Consider the following 22,899-nt stretch of genomic DNA (forward strand, 5'->3'; position numbering starts at 1 on the left):
TCAGATTAGCCCTGACGATCACTTACAGTTCAGACGTTTACCCATCTTGCTTTCGCTTATATACTCGTGTCTTTGCTACAGCAACCAGACGGATTTCATGTACCAACCTGTCGCTCTATTTATTGGCCTGCGTTACATGCGTGGGCGGGCAGCGGATCGCTTCGGTCGTTTCGTCTCCTGGCTTTCTACCATCGGCATTACCCTCGGGGTGATGGCGCTGGTCACAGTATTGTCAGTGATGAACGGCTTTGAGCGCGAGCTGCAAAACAACATCCTTGGCCTGATGCCACAGGCAATTCTCTCTTCTGTGCATGGCTCTCTTAACCCGCAGCAACTCCCGGAAACGGCAGTCAAACTGGACGGCGTTAATCGCGTCGCACCTATTACTACCGGTGATGTGGTACTGCAAAGCGCGCGCAGCGTGGCGGTCGGGGTGATGCTCGGTATCGACCCGGCGCAAAAAGATCCACTAACGCCGTATCTGGTCAATGTGAAACAAACTGACCTCGAGCCGGGGAAATATAATGTCATCCTCGGTGAACAGCTTGCCTCACAGTTGGGCGTCAATCGCAGTGATCAAATCCGCGTGATGGTGCCATCTGCCAGCCAGTTCACGCCGATGGGGCGTATTCCAAGTCAGCGCCTGTTCAATGTGATTGGTACTTTTGCCGCTAACAGTGAAGTCGATGGCTATGAAATGCTGGTGAATATTGAGGATGCCTCGCGTCTGATGCGTTATCCGGCAGGCAATATTACCGGCTGGCGTTTGTGGCTGGATGAGCCGCTGAAAGTTGACTCTTTAAGTCAGCAAAAACTGCCTGAAGGCAGCAAATGGCAGGACTGGCGTGATCGTAAAGGCGAGCTGTTCCAGGCCGTACGCATGGAAAAAAATATGATGGGCTTACTGCTGAGCCTGATTGTCGCCGTTGCGGCGTTTAACATTATTACCTCGCTGGGGCTGATGGTGATGGAGAAGCAGGGCGAAGTAGCGATCCTGCAAACGCAAGGCTTAACTCCGCGACAAATCATGATGGTCTTTATGGTGCAAGGGGCCAGCGCCGGGATTATCGGTGCGATCCTCGGAGCGGCGCTTGGCGCACTGCTTGCCAGCCAGTTAAATAATCTGATGCCGATAATCGGCGTCCTGCTTGATGGCGCGGCGCTGCCGGTGGCTATCGAACCTTTACAGGTCATTGTTATTGCGCTGGTGGCGATGGCTATCGCGCTGCTGTCTACGCTTTACCCTTCATGGCGCGCTGCCGCCACACAACCCGCTGAGGCTTTACGTTATGAATAAGATCCTGTTGCAATGCGACAACCTGTGCAAACGCTATCAGGAAGGCAGTGTGCAAACCGATGTACTGCACAATGTCAGTTTCAGCGTGGGCGAAGGTGAAATGATGGCGATCGTCGGTAGCTCTGGTTCCGGTAAAAGTACCTTGCTGCACCTGCTGGGCGGGCTGGATACACCAACCTCCGGCGATGTGATCTTTAACGGTCAACCGATGAGCAAACTGTCTTCGGCGGCGAAAGCAGAACTGCGCAACCAGAAGCTGGGCTTTATTTATCAGTTTCACCACCTGCTGCCGGATTTTACCGCCCTGGAAAACGTGGCTATGCCGCTGCTGATTGGCAAGAAAAAGCCCGCTGAAATCAACAGCCGTGCACTTGATATGTTAAAAGCGGTGGGGCTGGAGCATCGTGCGAATCACCGCCCATCTGAACTTTCTGGCGGCGAACGCCAGCGTGTGGCGATTGCCCGTGCGCTGGTCAATAACCCGCGGCTGGTACTGGCGGATGAACCTACCGGTAACCTCGATGCGCGTAACGCCGACAGCATCTTCCAGTTGCTTGGGGAATTGAATCGCTTGCAGGGCACCGCCTTCCTGGTGGTTACTCACGACCTGCAACTGGCGAAACGTATGAGCCGCCAGTTAGAAATGCGTGATGGTCGTCTGACGGCGGAACTGAGCCTGATGGGGGCGGAGTAATGGCGATGCCTTTATCGTTATTAATTGGCCTGCGTTTTAGTCGCGGACGGCGGCGCGGCGGCATGGTGTCGCTGATCTCCGTCATTTCTACCATTGGCATTGCCCTCGGCGTGGCGGTATTGATCGTCGGCTTAAGCGCGATGAACGGCTTTGAACGCGAACTGAATAACCGCATTCTTGCTGTGGTACCGCACGGTGAAATTGAGGCGGTAGATCAGCCGTGGACTAACTGGCAGGAAGCACTGGATAACGTGCAAAAAGTGCCGGGTATTGCCGCCGCTGCGCCGTATATCAATTTCACCGGACTGGTAGAAAGTGGTGCCAATCTGCGCGCAATTCAGGTGAAGGGCGTTAACCCGCAACAGGAACAGCGTCTGAGCGCATTACCCTCGTTTGTTCAGGGGGATGCCTGGCGCAATTTTAAAGCGGGCGAACAGCAAATTATCATCGGCAAAGGCGTGGCGGATGCGCTGAAAGTGAAGCAGGGCGATTGGGTGTCGATCATGATCCCCAACTCGAATCCCGAGCATAAACTGATGCAGCCAAAACGTGTGCGTTTGCACATTGCCGGTATTTTGCAGTTGAGTGGTCAACTCGATCACAGTTTTGCCATGATCCCGCTGGCGGATGCCCAACAATATCTTGATATGGGTTCCAGCGTGTCAGGTATTGCCCTTAAAATGACGGATGTTTTCAACGCCAATAAGCTGGTACGCGATGCGGGTGAAGTGACCAACAGCTATGTTTATATTAAAAGCTGGATTGGTACTTACGGCTATATGTATCGCGATATCCAGATGATCCGCGCCATTATGTATCTGGCGATGGTACTGGTGATTGGCGTGGCCTGTTTCAACATCGTCTCCACCTTAGTGATGGCGGTGAAAGACAAGAGTGGCGATATCGCAGTATTAAGAACGCTGGGGGCGAAAGATGGTTTAATTCGCGCCATCTTTGTCTGGTATGGATTGCTGGCAGGGCTGTTCGGCAGCCTGTGTGGTGTGATTATCGGCGTGGTGGTTTCACTGCAACTTACCCCGATTATTGAGTGGATTGAAAAGTTGATCGGTCATCAGTTCCTCTCAAGCGATATCTATTTTATTGATTTCCTGCCATCGGAATTGCACTGGCTGGACGTCTTCTACGTACTGGTCACAGCATTGTTGCTGAGTCTTTTGGCAAGTTGGTATCCGGCGCGGCGCGCCAGTAATATTGACCCTGCGCGAGTCCTTAGCGGCCAGTAAAGGCAGTACATTAAAACAAGGAGCGGCAATGTATTACGGGTTTGATATTGGTGGAACAAAAATTGCGCTTGGCGTGTTTGATAGCGGTCGGCAGTTGCAGTTGGAAAAGCGGGTGCCGACACCGCGTGACAGCTATGACGCATTTTTAGATGCAGTGTGTGAGCTGGTAGCTGAAGCTGACCAACGTTTTGGCTGTAAAGGTTCTGTCGGCATCGGTATTCCGGGAATGCCGGAAACAGAAGATGGTACGCTGTATGCCGCCAATGTCCCCGCTGCCAGCGGTAAACCGCTGCGTGCCGACCTGAGCGCACGTCTTGATCGCGATGTACGCCTTGATAACGATGCCAACTGTTTTGCCCTTTCAGAAGCCTGGGATGATGAATTTACGCAATATCCACTGGTGATGGGGTTGATTCTCGGCACCGGCGTTGGCGGCGGGCTGATTTTCAACGGCAAACCGATTACCGGTAAAAGCTACATTACCGGCGAGTTTGGCCATATGCGTCTGCCGGTTGATGCGTTAACCATGATGGGGTTGGATTTCCCGTTACGCCGCTGCGGCTGTGGTCAGCATGGCTGCATTGAAAATTATCTGTCTGGTCGCGGTTTTGCGTGGCTGTATCAACACTATTATCATCAACCGTTGCAGGCTCCCGAAATTATTGCGCTTTATGATCAAGGCGATGAGCAGGCAAGGGCGCACGTTGAGCGTTATCTGGATTTATTAGCGGTTTGTCTGGGAAATATCCTGACCATTGTTGACCCTGACCTGGTCGTCATTGGTGGTGGTTTATCGAATTTCCCGGCAATCACAACGCAACTGGCGGACAGGCCGCCTCGTCATCTCTTACCTGTAGCTCGTGTTCCGCGCATTGAACGCGCGCGCCACGGTGATGCGGGAGGAATGCGTGGTGCGGCCTTCCTACATCTAACCGATTAAACAACAGAGGTTGCTATGCTGTCGCGTCGGGGTCATCGGTTAAGTCGTTTTCGTAAAAATAAACGCCGCCTGCGCGAGCGTTTGCGTCAGCGTATTTTTTTCAGAGATAAAGTGGTGCCGGAAGCAATGGAAAAACCAAGAGTACTCGTACTGACAGGGGCAGGAATTTCTGCGGAATCAGGTATTCGTACCTTTCGCGCCGCAGATGGCCTGTGGGAAGAACATCGGGTTGAAGATGTGGCAACGCCGGAAGGTTTCGATCGCGATCCTGAACTGGTGCAAGCGTTTTATAACGCCCGTCGTCGACAGCTGCAGCAGCCAGAAATTCAGCCTAACGCCGCGCATCTTGCGCTGGCTAAACTGCAAGATGCTCTCGGCGATCGCTTTTTGCTGGTGACGCAGAATATAGACAACCTGCATGAACGCGCAGGTAATACCAATGTCATTCATATGCATGGGGAACTGCTGAAAGTTCGTTGTTCACAAAGTGGTCAGGTTCTCGACTGGACCGGAGACGTTACCCCAGAAGATAAATGCCATTGCTGCCAGTTCCCGGCACCCTTGCGCCCGCACGTAGTGTGGTTTGGCGAAATGCCACTCGGCATGGATGAAATTTATATGGCGTTGTCGATGGCCGATATTTTCATTGCCATTGGTACTTCGGGGCATGTTTATCCGGCGGCTGGGTTTGTTCACGAAGCGAAACTGCATGGCGCGCACACCGTGGAACTGAATCTTGAACCGAGTCAGGTTGGTAATGAATTTGCCGAGAAATATTACGGCCCGGCAAGCCAGGTGGTGCCAGAATTTGTTGAAAAGTTGCTGAAGGGATTATAAAGCAGGAAGCATTGCCTGATGCGCTACGCTTATCAGGCCTACAAGGGGACGCAATTAATTGAATTTGCGGTGTTGTGGGCCGGATAAGGCGTTCGCGTCGCATCCGGCATAATACACACGCATTTTACTATCTCTTTTACCGTTTACTCGTCAATAACAACGCGGCAATAAACGTACAGACACCAATCAGCCCTGCCCAGAGTGGCGATATTCTGGTAATCGCAAAGCTATTATCGATATACAGGCATAAAGCCTGATAGCCCATATTGGCAATAGTCATCGCCACTGCAAATTTTAATGCATAATTAAGGCGCGTCGTGTAGTTAAAAAATGCAGTAAAGACGATAAATGCAACCGCCCAGGCAAAAAGGCCTAATGTCGTGGTGCTGCCGGGAGGATCATTCTCCTGCTGTTGTCCGGGATGCGGATAATATGTCAGTGGCGGCGTCGGTTGTTTTAATATCTGTGCTTGTAAAACAGCCAATGCATTATTGATTCCCTGATACCAGAGATCCGCATGTAAATAAGCCAGCGTGTGATTTTCTACCAGAAGGCCGAGATGCTTATCGTCCATGCTGCTTTCAACATGGCCGTTGGTTATCATAATTAACCGTGGCTCGCGTGTAGTAAAAAGTAACAGAACACTTCCTTTTACATCACTCAATGAAGATGACGCATGCGCCAGCATCGCTTTGCCATTTTGCCTGAAGCTTGCTTCATTAACGCCAGGTACAACCACGATAAACGGCGCAATCCCTGTTTGTTGACGAAAAAGCTCCGCTTTCCGCGCAATCTCCTCAGCATCCGGTACAGTACCTGTAACATCCGTAAAAAGTGTCTTCATTATTGGGATTAAGGGCTTACTGGTTACCGTCAGAGGCAGAAGTATCAGTAAACTGAGCAGTATTGTGATTTTTTTCATGGACGGGACTTCCGTTTCCTGCGTGATTTTTTAGAGGAGGGCATACTGATTAATAAACCGACGGCGATAAAAATAACGCCCATAATGCCGATAAACCCCCATTTAAAAAAATTAACCCACGGGTTATTTATCTCAGCCTTTTCAGGATGCCCGGGAGAATAATAAACATTAACTTTATCGCCTTCGCTGTCTTCATAAAAATCGCTGCCAATACTCGAATTGAAAATTAGCGTGTAATCTGGCGTCGGTCGAAAGGCAACGACGGGATACCACGAACCATTTTTACCCGTGCGATGAGAATGACTGGAGTGCAAGACGGTATCAACAATGACGCCTTCGGTATGAATCGCGTCTTTGCTATAGGTGAACTAGTTATAAAAGATAACAACAGAAATGAGGATCAGTAACAGACCGATACCGAAGAATATACGAAAGAAAACTTTACTGTCCTGACTCATTAGTCACATCCTTGCTAACTAAAAAACGGGCGGTAATACCACCGCCCGCTTGCTGAATTAACGTCCTGCTTTCAGCTTCTGATAATACTCTTCATAAATGCTGCTGGCTGCGCCAACGTCATTCTGCCATTCGCCATTTTTAATGGTTTCAGCATCCGGGTAGAGCGTCTTATCGTTCGCCACTTCTGGACTTAACAGCTTACGCGCCGCAAGGTTTGGCGTTGGATAACCGATAGTTTCAGCAACCTGTTTTGCCACATCCGGGCGCAGCAGGAAGTTGATCAATTTCAGCGCGCCTTCTTTGTTTTTGGCATTTGCCGGGATCGCCAGGCTGTCCATCCAGAATATGCCGCCTTCTTTCGGCCACACCACGTCAATAGGCGTACCCGCCTGGCGTGCAACGAAAGCAGAACCGTTCCAGATCATGCCGAGGTTAACTTCGCCTTCCATGTACGGGTTAGCCGGGTTATCGGAGTTAAACGCTGCGACGTTTGGCATCAGTTTTTTCAGCTCGTTATATGCAGCTTCAATCTCTTTCGGATCGGTGGTGTTACCGGAGTAGCCCAGCTTACGCAGCGCCATCTGGAACACTTCACGGGCATCGTCGGTCAACAGCAGGCTGCCTTTGTACTCTGGCTTCCACAGATCGGCCCAGCTGGTGACAGATTTTGGATCCACCGCATCACCGTTAACACCAATCGCCGTCGCACCCCAGATATACGGAATGGAGTAATCGTTATTCGGGTCAAACGGCTTATTGAGCATGTCTGGATCGAGATTGCTGAAGTTCGTTAACTTCGACTTGTCGATCTTCTGGATCATCCCTTCTTTACGCATTTTATCGACGTAATAGGTTGAAGGAACCACCAGGTCATAGGCACCGTCTTTGTACGTTTTCAGCTTGGCATACATGGTTTCGTTCGACTCGTAAGTCGAATAGATAACCTTAATACCGGTTTCTTTGGTGAACTGTTCAAGCAGTCCTGGCGGCACGTACTCGGTCCAGTTGTAGAAATACAGCGTGTTGTTGTCATCGGCGTGAGCGGCGCTCATGCCCAGTGCCAGAGCACCCGCCGCGAGCAGGTGGCGTGACCATTTTTTCATTTAACGTCCCCTGTGTTACCTTTCGTTTTATCACGAGCAATAAGCTGGCTGGCAATAACCATCACCAGCGACAGCACCAGTAATATGGTTGCCAGCGCGTTAACTTCCGGCGATACGCCGACTTTGACCATCGAATAAATTTTTAACGGCAGAATTTCATAACTCGGCCCGGTGACGAACGAAGAAACCACCACATCGTCCATCGACAGGGTAAAGCTTAACACCCAGCCCGCCGCCACCGCTGGCATTGCCAGTGGCAGAATGATTTTTCGCAGAATGGTAAATTCGCTGGCACCGAGATCTTTCGCCGCTTCCAGCATTCGCACGTCAAAACCTTTCAGGCGCGAATACACCGTCACCACCACAAATGGCAGGCAGAAGGTGATATGCGAGAACAGCAGCGACCAGAAGCCAAGCTGAATACCCAGCAGCATAAACAGCACCAGCAGCGAAATTGCCATCACGATATCTGGTGACATCATTACCACAAACAGCATTCCGCTAACGAACGGCTTACCACGAAAGCGATAACGGTACAGTGCAACTGCCGTCAGTGAACCGATAAGCGTAGCAAACGTCGCCGAAAACACCGCCATTGTTAGTGAATGCTGCGCTGCCTGTAACAGGCTGTCGTTGTTCATCAGCAAGCTATACCATTTAGTGGTAAAACCCTGCCAGTTGATGCCAAAGCGCGAGCTGTTAAAGGAGTTCACAATCAAAATAATGATTGGGATATACAGGTACGCGTAGATAGCGGTCATAAAACCGCCGCGAAGCAGTCGACCGATCATTCGAGTTCCACCTTTTTATTCAGCAGACGAGAAGCGCGCCAGTAAACCAGCAACATCAGGCCCATTACGATAGTCAGCGTAATGCTGGTGGCTGCACCAAACGGCCAGTCACGAATATTGAGGAACTGTACCTTGATGACGTTACCGATCAGCAGGTTTTTCGCACCGCCCATCAGGTCGGACACATAGAACAGGCCCATCGCTGGCAGCATCACCAGCAGACATCCGGCAATAATCCCCGGCATCGTCAGTGGAATAATGATGCGGATAAAAGTCTGTAACTTGCTGGCACCGAGATCGCGCGCCGCCTCAAGCAACGGCTTATCCAGTTTTTCGATACTGGAGTACAGTGGCATCACCATAAACGGCAGCAGAATGTAAACCAGACCGATAATCACCGCACTGGGCGTGAACATGATACGAATTGGTGTGTCGATAACGCCCAGCCAGAGCAAAAACTCGTTGAGATAGCCTTTGGTGCTGAGGAAAATTTTCAGCCCGTAGATGCGAATCAGTGAGTTGGTCCAGAAGGGAACAATCAGCAGAAACAGCAGCAGCGGACGCACCTTGTGTGGCAGCTTCGCCAGAAACCAGGCAAACGGGTAGCCCAGCACCAGGCAGGCGAGGGTGGCGATCAGCGCCATATTCAGCGAGTGCAATAGCACTTCAAAATAGAGCGGATCGAGCAGACGCGTGTAGTTATCCAGCGTAAAGACCATTTTGACAAAACTGGCGTCGTCGCGGGTCAAAAAGCTGGTGCCAATGATCATCAGGTTGGGCAGAAAGACAAACAACACAAGCCAACCGACAATAGTGACAATCACTACATTCTGGAACTTACTTGTGTTCTTCATCAGCCAGTACGACCTCCCAGCTTTCTACCCAATTAATGGCCATTTTTTGGTCGAGAGAGTGGTCAAAGTCAGGATCGTCTTCATTGAAGAATTCGCTGACCATCACCATCTTGCCATTTTCCAGTTCAACAACCGACTCCAGCGTCATGCCTTTGTAGTTACGCTCGCGAACGTAACCAATCAGCCCTTCAGCGTGGTTGTCGTCGTTAATCTCTTCAACACGTAAGTCTTCCGGGCGCAGCAGAACATGCAGTTTTTGCCCCGGTTCAACGGCGAAGTTAACGTAGATATTACATTCGCGGCCTTCAACGTTGGCGCGTACGCGCTGCTCGTCGAGACGTTCGATGACAGTGGCGTTAAACATATTGATTTCGCCAATGAACCCGGCAACAAACAGGTTTTTCGGCTCTTCATAGATTTCACGCGGCGTGCCGTCTTGCTCAATGCGACCATCGCGCATCACCACAATCCTGTCCGACATGGTGAGTGCTTCTTCCTGGTCGTGAGTCACGAAGACGAATGTAATGCCAAGCTTACGCTGTAACGCTTTCAGCTCGTTCTGCATTTGCTTGCGCAGTTTGTAATCCAGCGCTGAGAGCGACTCATCCAGCAACAACAGACGAGGCTTGTTAACTACCGCGCGAGCAATGGCGACGCGTTGCTGTTGACCACCAGAGAGCTGATGCGGTTTACGTTGAGCGAAGGTTTCCAGCTGCACCATCCGCAGGGCTTCCATCACGCGGGGCGTAATTTCAGCAGCGGGGGTTTTTTGCATGCGCAACCCAAAGGCCACATTTTCGAACACGGTCATGTGGGGGAAAAGTGCGTAGCTTTGGAAAACAGTGTTCACATAGCGGTTTTCCGCCGGAACGTGGGTGATGTCCTCGTTATCCAACATGATGCGTCCGGAATCAACAGTTTCCAGACCTGCAATCAGGCGAAGAACGGTTGTTTTACCGCAGCCAGAAGGGCCAAGCAGCGTGAGGAACTCGCCATTGTTGATAGTCAGATCCAGCTGGGGAATGACCTCTTTACCATCAAAGCATTTGCGAATTCCCGCCAATTGCACCAGCGGTGAAAGCGAACTCGGTTGTTTATTCAATTTTTTACTCTGTCCCATGTAAACGCAACGGATGGCTTACCGATGCGGGGTTTGTGGTTAACCACCTTGGTGACTCTTAATGAGGGCGGTAATTCTACGGCAAACCGCTTGAATCGCCAATCTTTGTTGTGAATTACTGGCTTAGCTTTATATTCATTAAGGTAATGCTGATAAATATTCCCGCTTGCAGGGGTAAAAGTGACCTGACGCAATATTTGTCTTTTCTTGCTTCTTAATAATGTTGTCACAAAAAGTGAGGGTGACTACATGGATAAACTACTTGAGCGATTTTTGAACTACGTGTCTCTGGATACCCAATCAAAAGCAGGGGTGAGACAGGTTCCCAGCACGGAAGGCCAATGGAAGTTATTGCATCTGCTGAAAGAGCAGCTCGAAGAGATGGGGCTTATCAATGTGACCTTAAGTGAGAAGGGCATTTTGATGGCGACGTTACCGGCTAACGTCCCTGGCGATATCCCGGCGATTGGCTTTATTTCTCATGTGGATACCTCACCGGATTGCAGCGGCAAAAATGTGAATCCGCAAATTGTTGAAAACTATCGCGGTGGCGATATTGCGCTGGGTATCGGCGATGAAGTTTTATCACCGGTTATGTTCCCGGTGCTGCATCAGCTACTGGGTCAGACGCTGATTACCACCGATGGTAAAACCTTGTTAGGTGCCGATGACAAAGCAGGTATTGCAGAAATCATGACCGCGCTGGCGGTATTGCAACAGAAAAACATTCCGCATGGTGATATTCGCGTCGCCTTTACCCCGGATGAAGAAGTGGGCAAAGGGGCGAAACATTTTGATGTTGATGCCTTCGATGCCCGCTGGGCTTACACTGTTGATGGTGGTGGCGTAGGCGAACTGGAGTTTGAAAACTTCAACGCCGCGTCGGTCAATATCAAAATTGTCGGTAACAATGTTCACCCGGGCACGGCGAAAGGAGTGATGGTAAATGCGCTGTCGCTGGCGGCACGTATTCATGCGGAAGTTCCGGCGGATGAAAGCCCGGAAATGACAGAAGGTTATGAAGGTTTCTATCACCTGGCGAGCATGAAAGGCACCGTTGAACGGGCCGATATGCACTACATCATCCGTGATTTCGACCGTAAACAGTTTGAAGCGCGTAAACGTAAAATGATGGAGATCGCCAAAAAAGTGGGCAAAGGGTTACATCCTGATTGCTACATTGAATTGGTGATTGAAGACAGTTACTACAATATGCGCGAGAAAGTGGTTGAGCATCCGCATATTCTCGATATCGCCCAGCAGGCGATGCGTGACTGCGATATTGAACCGGAACTGAAACCGATCCGCGGCGGTACCGACGGCGCGCAGTTGTCGTTTATGGGATTACCGTGCCCGAACCTGTTCACTGGCGGTTACAACTATCATGGTAAGCATGAGTTTGTGACTCTGGAAGGTATGGAAAAAGCGGTGCAGGTGATCGTCCGTATTGCCGAGTTAACGGCGCAACGGAAGTAAGCGAAAAGGGATGCGGCATGTGATGCCGCATCCGGCTTAAATCCAAACTTACCCTTCGAAGAACCAATACCCGCTATTGACCAGCGCCGCGAGCATCGCGAGGAATGACGGATCTTCCAGCGCATCGCCAAAATTCTCCGCAGTCAGCGCAATGTTGCTGGCGAGTGCATCCAGTGCCGGACGGTGCGGGGAATCGATCTTCTCACCATTGGCATACACGTCGTCGCCAATGCGCAATACGCGCAGACCACCCAGGCGCACCAGCACATCACCTTGTTTCAGCGCATCGTAGATTTCATCCGGCTGATAAGGCGGCTCTGGCGGAGCGATATCCAGTTCATGACGTGACTGGGATATAAACTCGCCAAACCATTGCTTAAAGTGTTCCGGCTGGTTGATCAATTCGAGCATCATCTCACGCAGTTTATCCATCTCTTGCGGCAGAACGTCCGCAGGATGAGCGCGAGGTGGAACATCCGGATCGCTGTAGTAGTTGCCGCCCAGTTCACGTTGCAGCACATAATCGGCAAATCCGCTAATTAATTCCCGCGTATTTGGCGCGCGAAAACCCACGGAATAGTTCATCGCATTTTCCAGCGCGTAGCCTTCATGCGGGAATCCTGGCGGAATATAAAGAATATCGCCAGGCTCCAGCTCTTCATCGATGATGGCTTCGAACGGATCGACCTGTAACAGATCCGGGTGCGGACAGTGCTGTTTCATTTGCAGCTTTTCGCCCACTCGCCAGCGACGACGTCCGGTACCCTGAATGATAAACACGTCGTACTGATCGAGATGCGGGCCGACGCCGCCGCCAGGTACAGAAAAAGAGATCATCAGATCATCAATACGCCAGTCCGGTAGTTCACGGAACGGTCGCATCAGCGCGGCGGTCGGCTCATGCCAGTGGTTCACTGCCTGTACCAGTAATGACCAGTTGGTTTCACCGAGATGATCGTAGCTTTCGAACGGACCGTGGCTGACCTGCCATTTGCCATCCTGGTGACTGACCAGTCGACTGTCGACTTCGCTTTCCATCGCCAGACCCGCCAACTCGTCTGGAGAGATCGGGTCAATAAAATTATTAAACCCGCGTTTTAACACCACCGGGCGTTTCTGCCAGTGACGTTCAAGAAAATCGGGCCAGTTAAGAGTGAGTTGGTATTCCATGTTAAGCATCCACAGGCTGGTATCTGCAACCGATTATAACGGATGCTTAACGTAATGCGTGAAGTATGGACATATTTATTCATCTTTCGGCGCAGAATGCTGGCGACCAAAAATCACCTCCATCCGCGCACCGCCCAGCATGCTCTCTCCGGCGACGATTTTACCCTCATATTGCTCGGTGATTTCGCGGGCTACCGCCAGCCCCACACCTTGCCCAGGGCGTAAAGTATCAACCCGTTGACCACGGTCGAAAATGACCTCTCGCTTGCTTAATGGAATACCGGGTCCATCATCCTCGACCACAATATAGAGATGCTCGTCGGTTTGCCTTGCAGAAATTTCGACAAACTCGAGGCAATATTTACAGGCATTATCCAGCACATTGCCCATCACCTCGACAAAATCGTTCTGCTCACCGACAAAGCTGATCTCTGGCGAAATATCGAGAGAGATATTGACCCCTTTGCGTTGATACACTTTGTTCAGCGCCGAGGTGAGATTGTCCAGCAGTGGGGCGACCGGATGCAGCTCGCGGCTGAGCAATGTCCCGCCGCGCATACTGGCACGATGCAGGTAGTAGCCAATTTGCTGTGAAATGCGGCTGATTTGCTCCAGCATTACCGGTTCAGCATCACTGACGCTCATCTTTTCACTACGCAGAGAACGCAGCGTACTTTGCAGCACCGCCAGTGGCGTTTTCAGACTATGGGTCAGGTCGGTGAGCGTTGTACGGTATTTGTCGTAACGTTCGCGTTCGCTTTTTAACAATCGGTTCAGGTTTCGTACCAGACTGGTCAGTTCTCGCGTTGTGGCTGGATTGAGCAATTCGCGGTTATGTTCTTCCAGTTCGCGGACTTCTTTTGCCAGGGCTTCGATGGGGCGTAAACTCCACCAGGCGGCGACCCACAGCAGCGGGATCACTAACAGCAGATTGGCTGAGAGCACATAGATAAACCAGCTCCAGACCATATAGGAACTTTTTAGCTCCACCGGAATGGTATCCACCACCACAATGGTTAACTTTGGCATCCGCGATGTTGCCGGGTAGACGTTTACCGCCACCGAGTGGGTCATCTCCGCGTCGTCATCATCTTCCCGCACTTCCTGCAACTGTTGCTGTATCGAATGATCTCCACTCAGCAAGAGGCTGGTATCGTTAACATCCGCTTCAATTTCATGAAAACCATTCGATTTCAGCCAGTCAGGCTGGATCATCTTCATCAGCCAGGGCACGTCACGTTGCGCCCATAAAAGCTGCCCGTTCTCATCATAAATTAGCGTCATGGTGGGGCTTTGCTTGTCGATATTTTCGGGTAACTCGACATGCAACTTATTGTTTTCCCACTTCGCAAGGGTATAGAACAGATTGCTCTCGCCACGTAACAGCCGAAACGTAGTTTTATCGAAACTGACGCTATAACCGATCAGCGCGACCATTCCGTAGGCAAGCGAAAGCACCAGTACTACCGCTGCCGTTGCCAACAGAAAACGTACCCGCAGCGAGAGCGGGAAAAAAAGACGCAGTAATTTTTTCATCAGCGCAATTCGAACAGATAGCCCTGGCCGCGAACGGTGGTAATCACTTCTTGGGGATATTGTGCCTGAATTTTTTTGCGCAGACGTCCCATCAGTACATCAATGGTATGGCTTTCCCGCAGCTCCGCATCCGGATAGAGTTGGAGCATTAACGAATCTTTGCTCACCACTTTGCCATTATTGCGTATCAACGTTTCCATAATGGTGTATTCGAATGCGGTCAGTTTGATCACTTCGTCATTAATAGATAATTCACGGCGAGAGAGATCAACCTGAAACGGGGGGAGCGAAATGACCTGTGAAGCCAGGCCGCTATTACGCCGCATTAATGCCTGCATTCGCGCCATCACCTCTTCAATATGAAACGGTTTAGTCACGTAATCATCAGCACCGGCACTTAATACTTCGACTTTGTCCTGCCAGCTTTCACGGGCGGTTAATACCAGAATCGGCAGTGAAACATCATTGCTACGCCAGCGGCGAATCAGTGACAGACCGTCCTCGTCTGGCAATCCGAGATCGACAATCGCAATATCCGGTAAATGTTCATTGAGATAATAATCGGCTTCTTTGGCATCTTCTGCATCATCGACCTGATGACCAGCATCCTGAATCTGAACTTTAAGGTGGTGACGTAACAACGCATTGTCTTCAACAACCAGTACGCGCATTTTTATTTCTCCCTGTCTTAATTATTAAAATAGTGTAACGCGATTATGTGGTTATGGGGGTAAACATTAAATAAACCAGCGGGGAGGGGAGGTAAAGTGAAAAAATAAAAAGCGGATAATCTTAATAAGCAGGCCGGACAGCATCGCCATCCGGCACTGATACGAGTTTATTTCAGCTCATCAACCATGGTGATGGCGCGACCAATGTAGTTTGCCGGCGTCATCGCTTTCAGGCGGGCTTTCTCTTCTTCTGGCAACGCCAGACCGTCGATAAACTGCTTCATGCCTTCGGCGTCAACGCGCTTACCACGAGTCAGCTCTTTCAATTTCTCGTACGGTTTTTCGATGCCATAGCGACGCATAACTGTCTGGATTGGTTCTGCCAGCACTTCCCAGTTGTGATCCAGCTCATCCAGCAGATGGTCACGGTTCACTTCCAGTTTGCTCACGCCTTTCAGGGTGGATTGATACGCAATCAGCGCATAACCGATACCCACGCCGAGGTTACGCAACACGGTGGAGTCGGTCAGGTCACGCTGCCAGCGGGAAACCGGCAGTTTGCTTGCCAGATGCTGTAATACCGCGTTGGAAAGGCCCAGATTCCCTTCGGAGTTCTCGAAGTCGATCGGGTTAACTTTATGCGGCATGGTGGAAGAACCAATCTCACCGGCGATGGTTTTCTGTTTGAAGTGGTTAAGGGCGATATAACCCCAGACGTCACGGTCAAAGTCGATCAGAATGGTGTTGAAGCGCGCAACGCAATCAAACAGTTCGGCAATGTAGTCGTGCGGTTCAATCTGGGTAGTGTACGGGTTCCATTGAATACCCAGCGAGGTGACGAACTCTTCGCTGAACTGATGCCAGTCAACTTCCGGGTAAGCGGCGATGTGGGCGTTATAGTTACCGACCGCGCCGTTGATTTTGCCGAGGATCTCCACCTGGTTAAGCTGGCGGTACTGGCGCTCCATACGGTAGGCGACGTTTGCCATCTCTTTACCGATGGTTGACGGCGTGGCTGGCTGACCGTGGGTACGAGACAGCAGCGGGATATCGCGGTACTGAACGGCGAGATCTTTAATGCCATCAATTAGTTGACGCCAGTACGGCAGGATCACTTCATCACGCGCGGTTTTCAGCATTAATGCGTGGGAGAGGTTATTGATATCTTCCGAAGTACAGGCAAAGTGGATGAATTCAGAAACCGCGTGCAGTTCCGGGATCTCCGCCACTTTTTCTTTCAGGAAATACTCAACCGCTTTAACGTCGTGGTTAGTAGTACGCTCGATGGTTTTGATGCGTGCGGCATCTTCTTCGCTGAAATTGGCGACAATTGCATCAAGGTAACCGATTGCGTCGGCAGCAAAAGCAGGAACTTCCTTGATCGCTGCGTGCGCGGCCAGTTTTTGCAGCCAACGTACTTCAACTTGTACACGGAATTTCAGCAAACCATATTCGCTGAAAATCCCGCGCAGCGCGCTGACTTTATCGCCGTAGCGTCCATCGACAGGGGAAACGGCGGTCAGTGAGGATAATTCCATAGATCACAACTCCGGGGTTAAATGAGCAAGAATTTGTTTTGCCTGAGTGGTCAGGCGATTACGAGAAAACATCAGTTGCAGACGTCCGCCGCCGACCTGGTGCCAGAGCACGGCGGCGCGAATGCCTGCCAGCAGGGTTGCGCGAACTTTCGCCTGCACTTGTGGGCTTTGCAGTACAGCAGGGGAGCCGGTGACCTGAATGCGCGGGCCAAGCGGGCTAATCACATCAACATAGATAGCAGCCATCGCGCTCATCAGCGTTTCGGACTGTAAATCGAAGTGTTCGAGCTGGCGTTGCAGGCCGTTGATCCGGTTGCCCAGAGTGTCGAGCGCACCTTTCGCTGAGGAGAGTTTGCGCTCAAGCACCATCAGGCTGAGTGTGTAGCGGGTTAATTCGGCGTTTAAGCCCTGGCGACTGCTGGCATTGAGCACGCCGAGCAGGGTTTCCAGCCCGACGCGCAGGTTGGCTTCGCTACCGCCAAAAACCGCCAGCGTCGAGCTGGGGTTCATATCAATAATACTGTTGAGTGAGACGTGTAGCGCATCGGCATCACAATGCCCCTGGTGAGCGAGTTGTTGCACCAGGCGTGCCGACTGACAAATACCGGCCAGGGCGAGGGTGATGTCATAGTAATTCTTTGCCACGTTCACTGCTTCCTTGTTTTAAGTAAAGATAATAATCAGACCGGCAGCGGCAGACGCTGCTCAATAATACCGCCACCGAGGCACACTTCACCGTTATAGAAGACGGCAGACTGGCCCGGCGTCACGGCGGCAACCGGCTCATCGAAAATCACTTCAATGCGATCATCGTCCAGCGCCTTGACGGTGCAGGGGATATCGGTCTGGCGATAGCGGGTTTTTACCGTGCAACGCATAGTGCCGGTGAATGGTTCGCGATCGACCCAGTGCAACTGCTGGGCAATCAACCCGACAGACATCAGCCGCGGGTGTTCATGGCCCTGAGCGACAACCAGAATGTTGTTTTCGACGTCTTTGTCCACCACATACCACGGTTCTTCGGTGCCTTCTTTGGTGCCACCGATACCCAGACCTTTACGCTGACCGAGGGTGTGATACATCAGCCCCTGATGCTCACCAATTTCATCGCCGTCAACAGTAATGATTTTGCCCGGTTGTGCCGGGAGATAACGGCCCAGGAACTCGCGGAATTTACGTTCGCCAATGAAGCAAATGCCGGTAGAGTCTTTTTTCTTCGCGGTGACCAGACCAAGATCTTCAGCAATCTTACGCACCTGCGGTTTTTCCAGTTCGCCGACCGGGAACAGGCTTTGCGCAATCTGCTCATGGCTGAGCGTATAAAGGAAGTAGCTCTGGTCTTTATTGCTGTCCAGACCACGCAGCAGGCGGCTCTTGCCATCGACATCGGCCCGACGAACGTAATGACCGGTAGCGATATAATCGGCACCTAAATCTTCGGCGGCAAATTCGAGGAAGGCTTTAAATTTGATCTCTTTGTTGCACAGAATATCCGGATTCGGCGTGCGACCGGCTTTATATTCGGCAAGGAACAGTTCGAAGACGTTGTCCCAGTACTCGGCAGCAAAGTTAACGGTGTGCAGTTCAATGCCGAGCTTGTCGCAGACAGCCTGGGCATCAGCCAGATCCGCTGCCGCTGTGCAATATTCCTCACCGTCGTCTTCTTCCCAGTTCTTCATAAACAGGCCTTCGACCTGATATCCCTGTTGTTGCAACAGCCAGGCAGAAACGGAGGAATCGACACCGCCGGACATGCCGACGATTACTTTTTTTGCGGTTTCAGACATTGGATCACTCACGACATTGAACTTCAAGGCGGCGTATTCTATCACGCAGCCTTTTAGATGACACCCTTTGTAAAAGGCCAGTTAAAATCGCCAATCATCTCCAGCGGATAGCGTTGCCCGCTTTGATAACAACGAATACTTTCCGCCACCAGCGGCGAACGCAGGTTGGGGGCCTGTAAAATCTCTTCGGCACTAACCCAACGGCAGCAGTCGATATCGCTGTCATGAGGCTGGGTCGGGCATATTTGCACAAGCTCAATGGCAAAAAGGAAACGCAAAAACGGCGTTTTATCTGGCGCAATCCACTGATGCATACGAATAAAGTGTTGCGGCTGCGCGCTGATGCCGGTTTCTTCCCACAGCTCACGGGCGGCGGCTTCCACTAAGGTTTCATCCGCTTCCAGATGCCCCGCCGGTTGGTTCCATAACGCTTTACCATTAATCGTCTCTTCAACGACTAAAAATTTGCCTTCTGCGTGCACCACGCAAGCAACGGTAACGTGCGGTTTAAACATTTTGCATCCTTAATCTGTCACTTCTCGCCATTCGCCATTAGCAAGATTATCCAAAGAGTAATCACCCATCGCATAACGAATCAGTCGCAGCGTGGGGAAACCAACATGGGCGGTCATGCGGCGCACCTGGCGATTACGTCCTTCAAATAAGGTGATCTTCAGCCAGCTGGTGGGAATACTTTTGCGTTCACGAATTGGTGGATTCCGCGGCCATAACCACGCAGGTTCGTCAACCAGCTCCGCGCCGGCGGGCAGGGTAGGGCCATCATTTAAGGTTACGCCATTGCGCAAGGCTTCAAGTGCGTCTTGTGTGGGAATACCTTCCACCTGCACATAATAGATTTTTCCGGTGCGTTTACCCGGCTGGGTTAAACGCGCCTGCAACGCGCCGTTATTGGTCAGCACCAGTAACCCTTCGCTATCGCGGTCAAGACGACCTGCTGCATAAACGCCCTGAACCGGGATGAATTCTTTTAATGCTTTGCGTCCGGCTTCATCGGTGAACTGCGGAAGAACATCGTAGGGTTTATTGAACAGGATCACACGCGTGGGCTGGTTTTCAGGTTTACGCTTAGTGGAGTGTTGCGAGTTTAGTCGACTAACCTGTTTTTTTCTAAAAGAAGATTTAGAATCGCTAAAGTATTTCATGGTAAATTCCAAATAGAGCTATACGCAGAGGGTAGCACAGTGTCGGATTGCATTGGACTTTGAAGGTACTCGTTAGAGGTTCAGGGTTCAGGCTCTTCAGCGCGGTTTCATCAATACCTGGGTTAGTGAGCAGCGGTTGTGTGGCTGCATGGTGATAAATATGGCCCAATGAACACATTTTACATTGATGAATTGAATAAATATTGGTATGAAAAATAGTGTTTCTGTATTACTGATGGGTGACAGCACTTCACTGTTCAAGTTCAGGATGATGCTTTACCACTACCATCATCAGCAGTAATAAGAGGGGCATCGCAGCCTTCTTTTTTATTCTACTGATACAGCCATTTTCCCGCTTCTGCTGATTCCGCAAACATCCGTACAGTTAACGGTAAACGTGTTGTTTCTACCTCTTCCCGCTTGAGCTTGAACCATCGTTGAAGCAATGGTGCAGACTCCCACGGAAGGTACAAAGACCAGTCCAGATTATCCAGGTTAATCCCAAACCTCTCTTTGTATTTCCGTATAGCGTCCTCTAAATCATCTCGTGGATAGTCGAACAAATCAGAGTCCAGTTCTAACGGAATTTCCTTCCCGTGGTCATCCTGATAACCTGGAATCTCATCACGGAACAGTGCTAAAACTTCGTCTGTGATTGTTGTTGCCATTAGAAGGAAGTCCACTTAATACGGTCTTGAGGTTTGGCAATCAGATTGTATTTTTCCTGGGTACGAGTCGAAACCCTGTAAAGACTCATCGACAGTGAAACCCAACCAATCCACGGGACCCAACGAGCGATAATTGCAGCAAGCTTATTAGATTTCTGCATCCTTACACCCACTGGTGTATGAACAGAAATACCAAAAGGCATGCGTGCATCTCTCATCAGTATACGCGCATACTTTGAGACAACACTTGTTCCCAGGGTTGCCCCTTGCGGCTTCGCTCTTGTACCCAGCCAAGGTTGACCAGATAAGATTGCTGCACCTGATACCGAATCAATCCCCAATTCCTTACAGAATTCTTCAAGGAATATGACGTTGAGTAGTTCTATTTTGGACAGGTTCGGGTGTCCTCTATAGAAATATGTTCCATTGCGTTCTTCGGTAGTATCCATTTTTCAACACTCCATTGTTATATAGTGTTTCTGTTACTTGAAGTTGATTTCTTCGGTTGCAGCAGATGCAGAACTAGAACCAGTAAAGGCAACGAGTGTCACAGCTATCAGTGCAAAGCGTTTCATGTGAACCTCAAAAAGGGTGGATGCCATAATTTACTCGTTGCTTGTCGCTTCAACCATGACTTTTGATAATTTTCCCAATAGTGCTCAAAGTGAGTTAGTCGCTGAATCGAGTAATGTCAAATTTTGACCAAATAGCACCCTGTTAGTTATCTCTGGTGGTTTTTTTATTGCTTAAAATCTGGTGTAACTAATTGATATTTAATACTTTATTTGAAGGTCGGGAAAATACTGTCTTTGGTCTAAAAGAAGTTTTTTGCATGGTATTTTCAGAGATTATGAATTGCCGCATTATAGCCTAATAACGCGCATCTTTCATGACGGCAAACAATAGGGTAGTATTGACAAGCCAATTACAAATCATTAACAAAAAATTGCTCTAAAGCATCCGTATCGCAGGACGCAAACGCATATGCAACGTGGTGGCAGACGAGCAAACCAGTAGCGCTCGAAGGAGAGGTGAATGGAAAGTAAAGTAGTTGTTCCGGCACAAGGCAAGAAGATCACCCTGCAAAACGGCAAACTCAACGTTCCTGAAAATCCGATTATCCCTTACATTGAAGGTGATGGAATCGGTGTAGATGTAACCCCAGCCATGCTGAAAGTGGTCGACGCTGCAGTCGAGAAAGCCTATAAAGGTGAGCGTAAAATCTCCTGGATGGAAATTTACACCGGTGAAAAATCCACACAGGTTTATGGTCAGGACGTCTGGTTGCCTGCTGAAACTCTTGATCTGATTCGTGAATATCGCGTTGCTATTAAAGGCCCGCTGACCACTCCGGTTGGTGGCGGTATTCGTTCTCTCAACGTTGCCCTGCGCCAGGAACTGGATCTCTACATCTGCCTGCGTCCGGTACGTTACTATCAGGGCACTCCAAGCCCGGTTAAACACCCTGAACTGACCGATATGGTTATCTTCCGTGAAAACTCGGAAGACATTTATGCGGGTATCGAATGGAAAGCTGACTCTGCCGACGCCGAGAAAGTGATTAAATTCCTGCGTGAAGAGATGGGCGTGAAGAAAATTCGCTTCCCGGAACATTGCGGTATCGGTATTAAGCCGTGTTCTGAAGAAGGCACCAAACGTCTGGTTCGTGCAGCGATCGAATACGCAATTGCTAACGATCGTGACTCTGTGACCCTGGTGCACAAAGGCAACATCATGAAGTTCACCGAAGGCGCGTTTAAAGACTGGGGCTACCAGCTGGCGCGTGAAGAATTTGGCGGTGAACTGATCGACGGCGGCCCGTGGCTGAAAGTTAAAAACCCGAATACCGGCAAAGAGATCGTCATTAAAGACGTGATTGCTGATGCATTCCTGCAACAGATCCTGCTGCGTCCGGCTGAATATGATGTTATCGCCTGTATGAACCTGAACGGTGACTACATTTCTGACGCCCTGGCAGCGCAGGTTGGCGGTATCGGTATCGCCCCTGGTGCAAACATCGGTGACGAATGCGCCCTGTTTGAAGCCACCCACGGTACTGCGCCGAAATATGCCGGTCAGGACAAAGTAAACCCAGGCTCTATTATACTCTCTGCTGAGATGATGTTACGCCACATGGGTTGGACCGAAGCCGCAGACCTGATTGTTAAAGGTATGGAAGGCGCAATCAATGCGAAGACCGTAACCTATGACTTCGAACGTTTGATGGAAGGCGCTAAACTGCTGAAATGTTCAGAGTTTGGTGATGCGATCATCAAGAATATGTAATCACTACATGTGTTAAATATTTAAACGGGCGTATAACACGCCCGTTGTTTTATTTATGTAGATATTATTAATAGCATATCGAGCATATTTATATAAAACCCATTACTTGAGCCCATACGGGCATATTTTTATAATACAACTCTTATGCAAACATTTATTTGTTATTTCGCTTTCTCCTGGAGGACACTCTTGACTGCTTTTGAGTAAACTCCATAAATTCTTGTTGAATGGTGCAATGTTATAAATAGTAATAGGATATTCTTTATCCTTAAGGATAATACCAGGCTTAACAGGTGTAAATATACTTCCAGGAGGAAGAAATATAGTAGATTGATACCAGATG

Annotated in this window: 23 protein-coding genes and 1 pseudogene; 7 read left to right on the forward strand and 17 right to left on the reverse strand. The window is 50.1% G+C overall.

What is annotated here, in order from left to right; translation table 11 throughout:
* The first annotated feature begins 97 nt into the window (after positions 1–97).
* The 5 genes from lolC to cobB are packed head-to-tail and all read left to right on the forward strand — an operon-like array spanning position 98 to position 5,012.
* Positions 98–1,297 carry a lipoprotein-releasing ABC transporter permease subunit LolC gene (gene lolC / locus OQV04_RS05965; RefSeq protein WP_032280744.1) on the forward strand — a complete coding sequence of 400 codons (1,200 nt, stop codon included), beginning with the start codon at positions 98–100 and terminating at the stop codon, positions 1,295–1,297.
* On the forward strand, positions 1,290–1,991 hold the full coding sequence (gene lolD / locus OQV04_RS05970) for a lipoprotein-releasing ABC transporter ATP-binding protein LolD (protein ID WP_001033692.1): 702 nt from the start codon (positions 1,290–1,292) through the stop codon (positions 1,989–1,991). Before lolC ends, lolD begins: the two co-directional genes overlap by 8 nt.
* Positions 1,991–3,235, forward strand: a complete 1,245-nt coding sequence (gene lolE, locus OQV04_RS05975) for a lipoprotein-releasing ABC transporter permease subunit LolE (protein WP_001251363.1) — start codon at positions 1,991–1,993, stop codon at positions 3,233–3,235. Before lolD ends, lolE begins: the two co-directional genes overlap by 1 nt.
* Before the next feature lie 28 nt (positions 3,236–3,263).
* On the forward strand, positions 3,264–4,175 hold the full coding sequence (gene nagK, locus OQV04_RS05980) for an N-acetylglucosamine kinase (RefSeq protein WP_032280746.1): 912 nt from the start codon (positions 3,264–3,266) through the stop codon (positions 4,173–4,175).
* Between the two features lie 15 nt (positions 4,176–4,190).
* Entirely contained in the window at positions 4,191–5,012 is an 822-nt protein-coding gene (gene cobB, locus OQV04_RS05985; RefSeq protein ID WP_000952736.1) for a Sir2 family NAD+-dependent deacetylase, read from the forward strand.
* Between the two features lie 136 nt (positions 5,013–5,148).
* Here cobB and OQV04_RS05990 read toward each other — a convergent pair whose 3' ends face one another.
* From OQV04_RS05990 to potA, 6 genes and pseudogenes are all read right to left on the reverse strand, one after another.
* The gene (locus tag OQV04_RS05990) at positions 5,149–5,934 is read right to left on the reverse strand and encodes a TPM domain-containing protein (RefSeq protein WP_069912861.1); all 786 of its coding nucleotides are present in this window, start codon (positions 5,932–5,934) and stop codon (positions 5,149–5,151) included.
* Positions 5,931–6,392, reverse strand: a pseudogene (locus tag OQV04_RS05995) (DUF3592 domain-containing protein). Before OQV04_RS05995 ends, OQV04_RS05990 begins: the two are co-directional and overlap by 4 nt.
* Before the next feature lie 57 nt (positions 6,393–6,449).
* Entirely contained in the window at positions 6,450–7,496 is a 1,047-nt protein-coding gene (gene potD, locus OQV04_RS06000; protein ID WP_000759317.1) for a spermidine/putrescine ABC transporter substrate-binding protein PotD, read from the reverse strand.
* Complete coding sequence (gene potC, locus OQV04_RS06005) at positions 7,493–8,287, reverse strand: spermidine/putrescine ABC transporter permease PotC (protein WP_000580316.1); 795 nt, start codon at positions 8,285–8,287, stop codon at positions 7,493–7,495. The genes potD and potC overlap by 4 nt, the downstream gene beginning before the upstream one ends.
* Positions 8,284–9,141, reverse strand: coding sequence for a spermidine/putrescine ABC transporter permease PotB (potB, locus tag OQV04_RS06010; protein WP_000799401.1), 858 nt, complete (start codon positions 9,139–9,141; stop codon positions 8,284–8,286). Before potB ends, potC begins: the two co-directional genes overlap by 4 nt.
* The gene (gene potA, locus OQV04_RS06015) at positions 9,125–10,261 is read right to left on the reverse strand and encodes a spermidine/putrescine ABC transporter ATP-binding protein PotA (protein WP_000531594.1); all 1,137 of its coding nucleotides are present in this window, start codon (positions 10,259–10,261) and stop codon (positions 9,125–9,127) included. The genes potB and potA overlap by 17 nt, the downstream gene beginning before the upstream one ends.
* A 249-nt stretch (positions 10,262–10,510) precedes the next feature.
* On the opposite strand from potA, the gene pepT reads away from it, so the two are divergent.
* Positions 10,511–11,737, forward strand: a complete 1,227-nt coding sequence (gene pepT, locus OQV04_RS06020) for a peptidase T (RefSeq protein ID WP_032280748.1) — start codon at positions 10,511–10,513, stop codon at positions 11,735–11,737.
* A gap of 48 nt (positions 11,738–11,785) precedes the next feature.
* Here the strand turns inward: pepT and roxA are convergent, their stop codons facing one another.
* From roxA to OQV04_RS06070, 10 genes are all read right to left on the reverse strand, one after another.
* The gene (gene roxA / locus OQV04_RS06025; RefSeq protein WP_001295435.1) at positions 11,786–12,907 is read right to left on the reverse strand and encodes a [50S ribosomal protein L16]-arginine 3-hydroxylase; all 1,122 of its coding nucleotides are present in this window, start codon (positions 12,905–12,907) and stop codon (positions 11,786–11,788) included.
* A gap of 75 nt (positions 12,908–12,982) precedes the next feature.
* The gene (gene phoQ / locus OQV04_RS06030) at positions 12,983–14,443 is read right to left on the reverse strand and encodes a two-component system sensor histidine kinase PhoQ (RefSeq protein WP_000735412.1); all 1,461 of its coding nucleotides are present in this window, start codon (positions 14,441–14,443) and stop codon (positions 12,983–12,985) included.
* Positions 14,443–15,114, reverse strand: a complete 672-nt coding sequence (phoP, locus tag OQV04_RS06035; protein WP_001265481.1) for a two-component system response regulator PhoP — start codon at positions 15,112–15,114, stop codon at positions 14,443–14,445. The genes phoQ and phoP overlap by 1 nt, the downstream gene beginning before the upstream one ends.
* 167 nt (positions 15,115–15,281) lie before the next feature.
* The gene (gene purB / locus OQV04_RS06040; protein WP_000423729.1) at positions 15,282–16,652 is read right to left on the reverse strand and encodes an adenylosuccinate lyase; all 1,371 of its coding nucleotides are present in this window, start codon (positions 16,650–16,652) and stop codon (positions 15,282–15,284) included.
* Between the two features lie 3 nt (positions 16,653–16,655).
* A complete protein-coding gene (hflD, locus tag OQV04_RS06045) occupies positions 16,656–17,297 on the reverse strand; it encodes a high frequency lysogenization protein HflD (protein ID WP_001297479.1) in 642 nt (213 codons plus the stop codon).
* A gap of 35 nt (positions 17,298–17,332) precedes the next feature.
* The gene (gene mnmA, locus OQV04_RS06050; RefSeq protein ID WP_001297484.1) at positions 17,333–18,439 is read right to left on the reverse strand and encodes a tRNA 2-thiouridine(34) synthase MnmA; all 1,107 of its coding nucleotides are present in this window, start codon (positions 18,437–18,439) and stop codon (positions 17,333–17,335) included.
* 53 nt (positions 18,440–18,492) lie between these two features.
* The gene (nudJ, locus tag OQV04_RS06055; RefSeq protein ID WP_032280749.1) at positions 18,493–18,954 is read right to left on the reverse strand and encodes a phosphatase NudJ; all 462 of its coding nucleotides are present in this window, start codon (positions 18,952–18,954) and stop codon (positions 18,493–18,495) included.
* Between the two features lie 9 nt (positions 18,955–18,963).
* Positions 18,964–19,602 (reverse strand): 23S rRNA pseudouridine(2457) synthase RluE, encoded by a 639-nt coding sequence (rluE, locus tag OQV04_RS06060; RefSeq protein ID WP_032280750.1) that lies wholly within the window; start codon positions 19,600–19,602, stop codon positions 18,964–18,966.
* A gap of 332 nt (positions 19,603–19,934) precedes the next feature.
* Complete coding sequence (locus OQV04_RS06065) at positions 19,935–20,270, reverse strand: DUF1493 family protein (RefSeq protein ID WP_000246191.1); 336 nt, start codon at positions 20,268–20,270, stop codon at positions 19,935–19,937.
* Entirely contained in the window at positions 20,270–20,719 is a 450-nt protein-coding gene (locus OQV04_RS06070) for an STM2901 family protein (RefSeq protein ID WP_045177580.1), read from the reverse strand. The genes OQV04_RS06065 and OQV04_RS06070 overlap by 1 nt, the downstream gene beginning before the upstream one ends.
* A 586-nt stretch (positions 20,720–21,305) precedes the next feature.
* On the opposite strand from OQV04_RS06070, the gene icd reads away from it, so the two are divergent.
* Positions 21,306–22,556, forward strand: a complete 1,251-nt coding sequence (icd, locus tag OQV04_RS06075) for an NADP-dependent isocitrate dehydrogenase (RefSeq protein ID WP_000444487.1) — start codon at positions 21,306–21,308, stop codon at positions 22,554–22,556.
* A 102-nt stretch (positions 22,557–22,658) separates the two neighbouring features.
* Here the strand turns inward: icd and OQV04_RS06080 are convergent.
* Positions 22,659–22,899 (reverse strand): anti-adapter protein IraM (locus tag OQV04_RS06080; protein WP_332641604.1); only part of this gene is annotated, 241 nt, incomplete at its 5' end.

Source organism: Escherichia sp. Lx600-2, from assembly GCF_036662595.1.
GTDB classification, from domain to species: Bacteria; Pseudomonadota; Gammaproteobacteria; order Enterobacterales; family Enterobacteriaceae; genus Escherichia; species Escherichia coli.

What these genes read in the sequence shown, in the direction of transcription:
- lolC (WP_032280744.1), top strand. Translation starts at nt 98, where the DNA reads ATGTACCAACCTGTCGCTCTATTTATTGGCCTGCGTTACATGCGTGGG.
- lolD (WP_001033692.1), top strand. Translation starts at nt 1,290, where the DNA reads ATGAATAAGATCCTGTTGCAATGCGACAACCTGTGCAAACGCTATCAG.
- lolE (WP_001251363.1), top strand. Translation starts at nt 1,991, where the DNA reads ATGGCGATGCCTTTATCGTTATTAATTGGCCTGCGTTTTAGTCGCGGA.
- nagK (WP_032280746.1), top strand. Translation starts at nt 3,264, where the DNA reads ATGTATTACGGGTTTGATATTGGTGGAACAAAAATTGCGCTTGGCGTG.
- cobB (WP_000952736.1), top strand. Translation starts at nt 4,191, where the DNA reads ATGCTGTCGCGTCGGGGTCATCGGTTAAGTCGTTTTCGTAAAAATAAA.
- OQV04_RS05990 (WP_069912861.1), bottom strand. Translation starts at nt 5,934, where the DNA reads ATGAAAAAAATCACAATACTGCTCAGTTTACTGATACTTCTGCCTCTG.
- potD (WP_000759317.1), bottom strand. Translation starts at nt 7,496, where the DNA reads ATGAAAAAATGGTCACGCCACCTGCTCGCGGCGGGTGCTCTGGCACTG.
- potC (WP_000580316.1), bottom strand. Translation starts at nt 8,287, where the DNA reads ATGATCGGTCGACTGCTTCGCGGCGGTTTTATGACCGCTATCTACGCG.
- potB (WP_000799401.1), bottom strand. Translation starts at nt 9,141, where the DNA reads ATGAAGAACACAAGTAAGTTCCAGAATGTAGTGATTGTCACTATTGTC.
- potA (WP_000531594.1), bottom strand. Translation starts at nt 10,261, where the DNA reads ATGGGACAGAGTAAAAAATTGAATAAACAACCGAGTTCGCTTTCACCG.
- pepT (WP_032280748.1), top strand. Translation starts at nt 10,511, where the DNA reads ATGGATAAACTACTTGAGCGATTTTTGAACTACGTGTCTCTGGATACC.
- roxA (WP_001295435.1), bottom strand. Translation starts at nt 12,907, where the DNA reads ATGGAATACCAACTCACTCTTAACTGGCCCGATTTTCTTGAACGTCAC.
- phoQ (WP_000735412.1), bottom strand. Translation starts at nt 14,443, where the DNA reads ATGAAAAAATTACTGCGTCTTTTTTTCCCGCTCTCGCTGCGGGTACGT.
- phoP (WP_001265481.1), bottom strand. Translation starts at nt 15,114, where the DNA reads ATGCGCGTACTGGTTGTTGAAGACAATGCGTTGTTACGTCACCACCTT.
- purB (WP_000423729.1), bottom strand. Translation starts at nt 16,652, where the DNA reads ATGGAATTATCCTCACTGACCGCCGTTTCCCCTGTCGATGGACGCTAC.
- mnmA (WP_001297484.1), bottom strand. Translation starts at nt 18,439, where the DNA reads ATGTCTGAAACCGCAAAAAAAGTAATCGTCGGCATGTCCGGCGGTGTC.
- nudJ (WP_032280749.1), bottom strand. Translation starts at nt 18,954, where the DNA reads ATGTTTAAACCGCACGTTACCGTTGCTTGCGTGGTGCACGCAGAAGGC.
- rluE (WP_032280750.1), bottom strand. Translation starts at nt 19,602, where the DNA reads ATGAAATACTTTAGCGATTCTAAATCTTCTTTTAGAAAAAAACAGGTT.
- OQV04_RS06065 (WP_000246191.1), bottom strand. Translation starts at nt 20,270, where the DNA reads ATGGCAACAACAATCACAGACGAAGTTTTAGCACTGTTCCGTGATGAG.
- OQV04_RS06070 (WP_045177580.1), bottom strand. Translation starts at nt 20,719, where the DNA reads ATGGATACTACCGAAGAACGCAATGGAACATATTTCTATAGAGGACAC.
- icd (WP_000444487.1), top strand. Translation starts at nt 21,306, where the DNA reads ATGGAAAGTAAAGTAGTTGTTCCGGCACAAGGCAAGAAGATCACCCTG.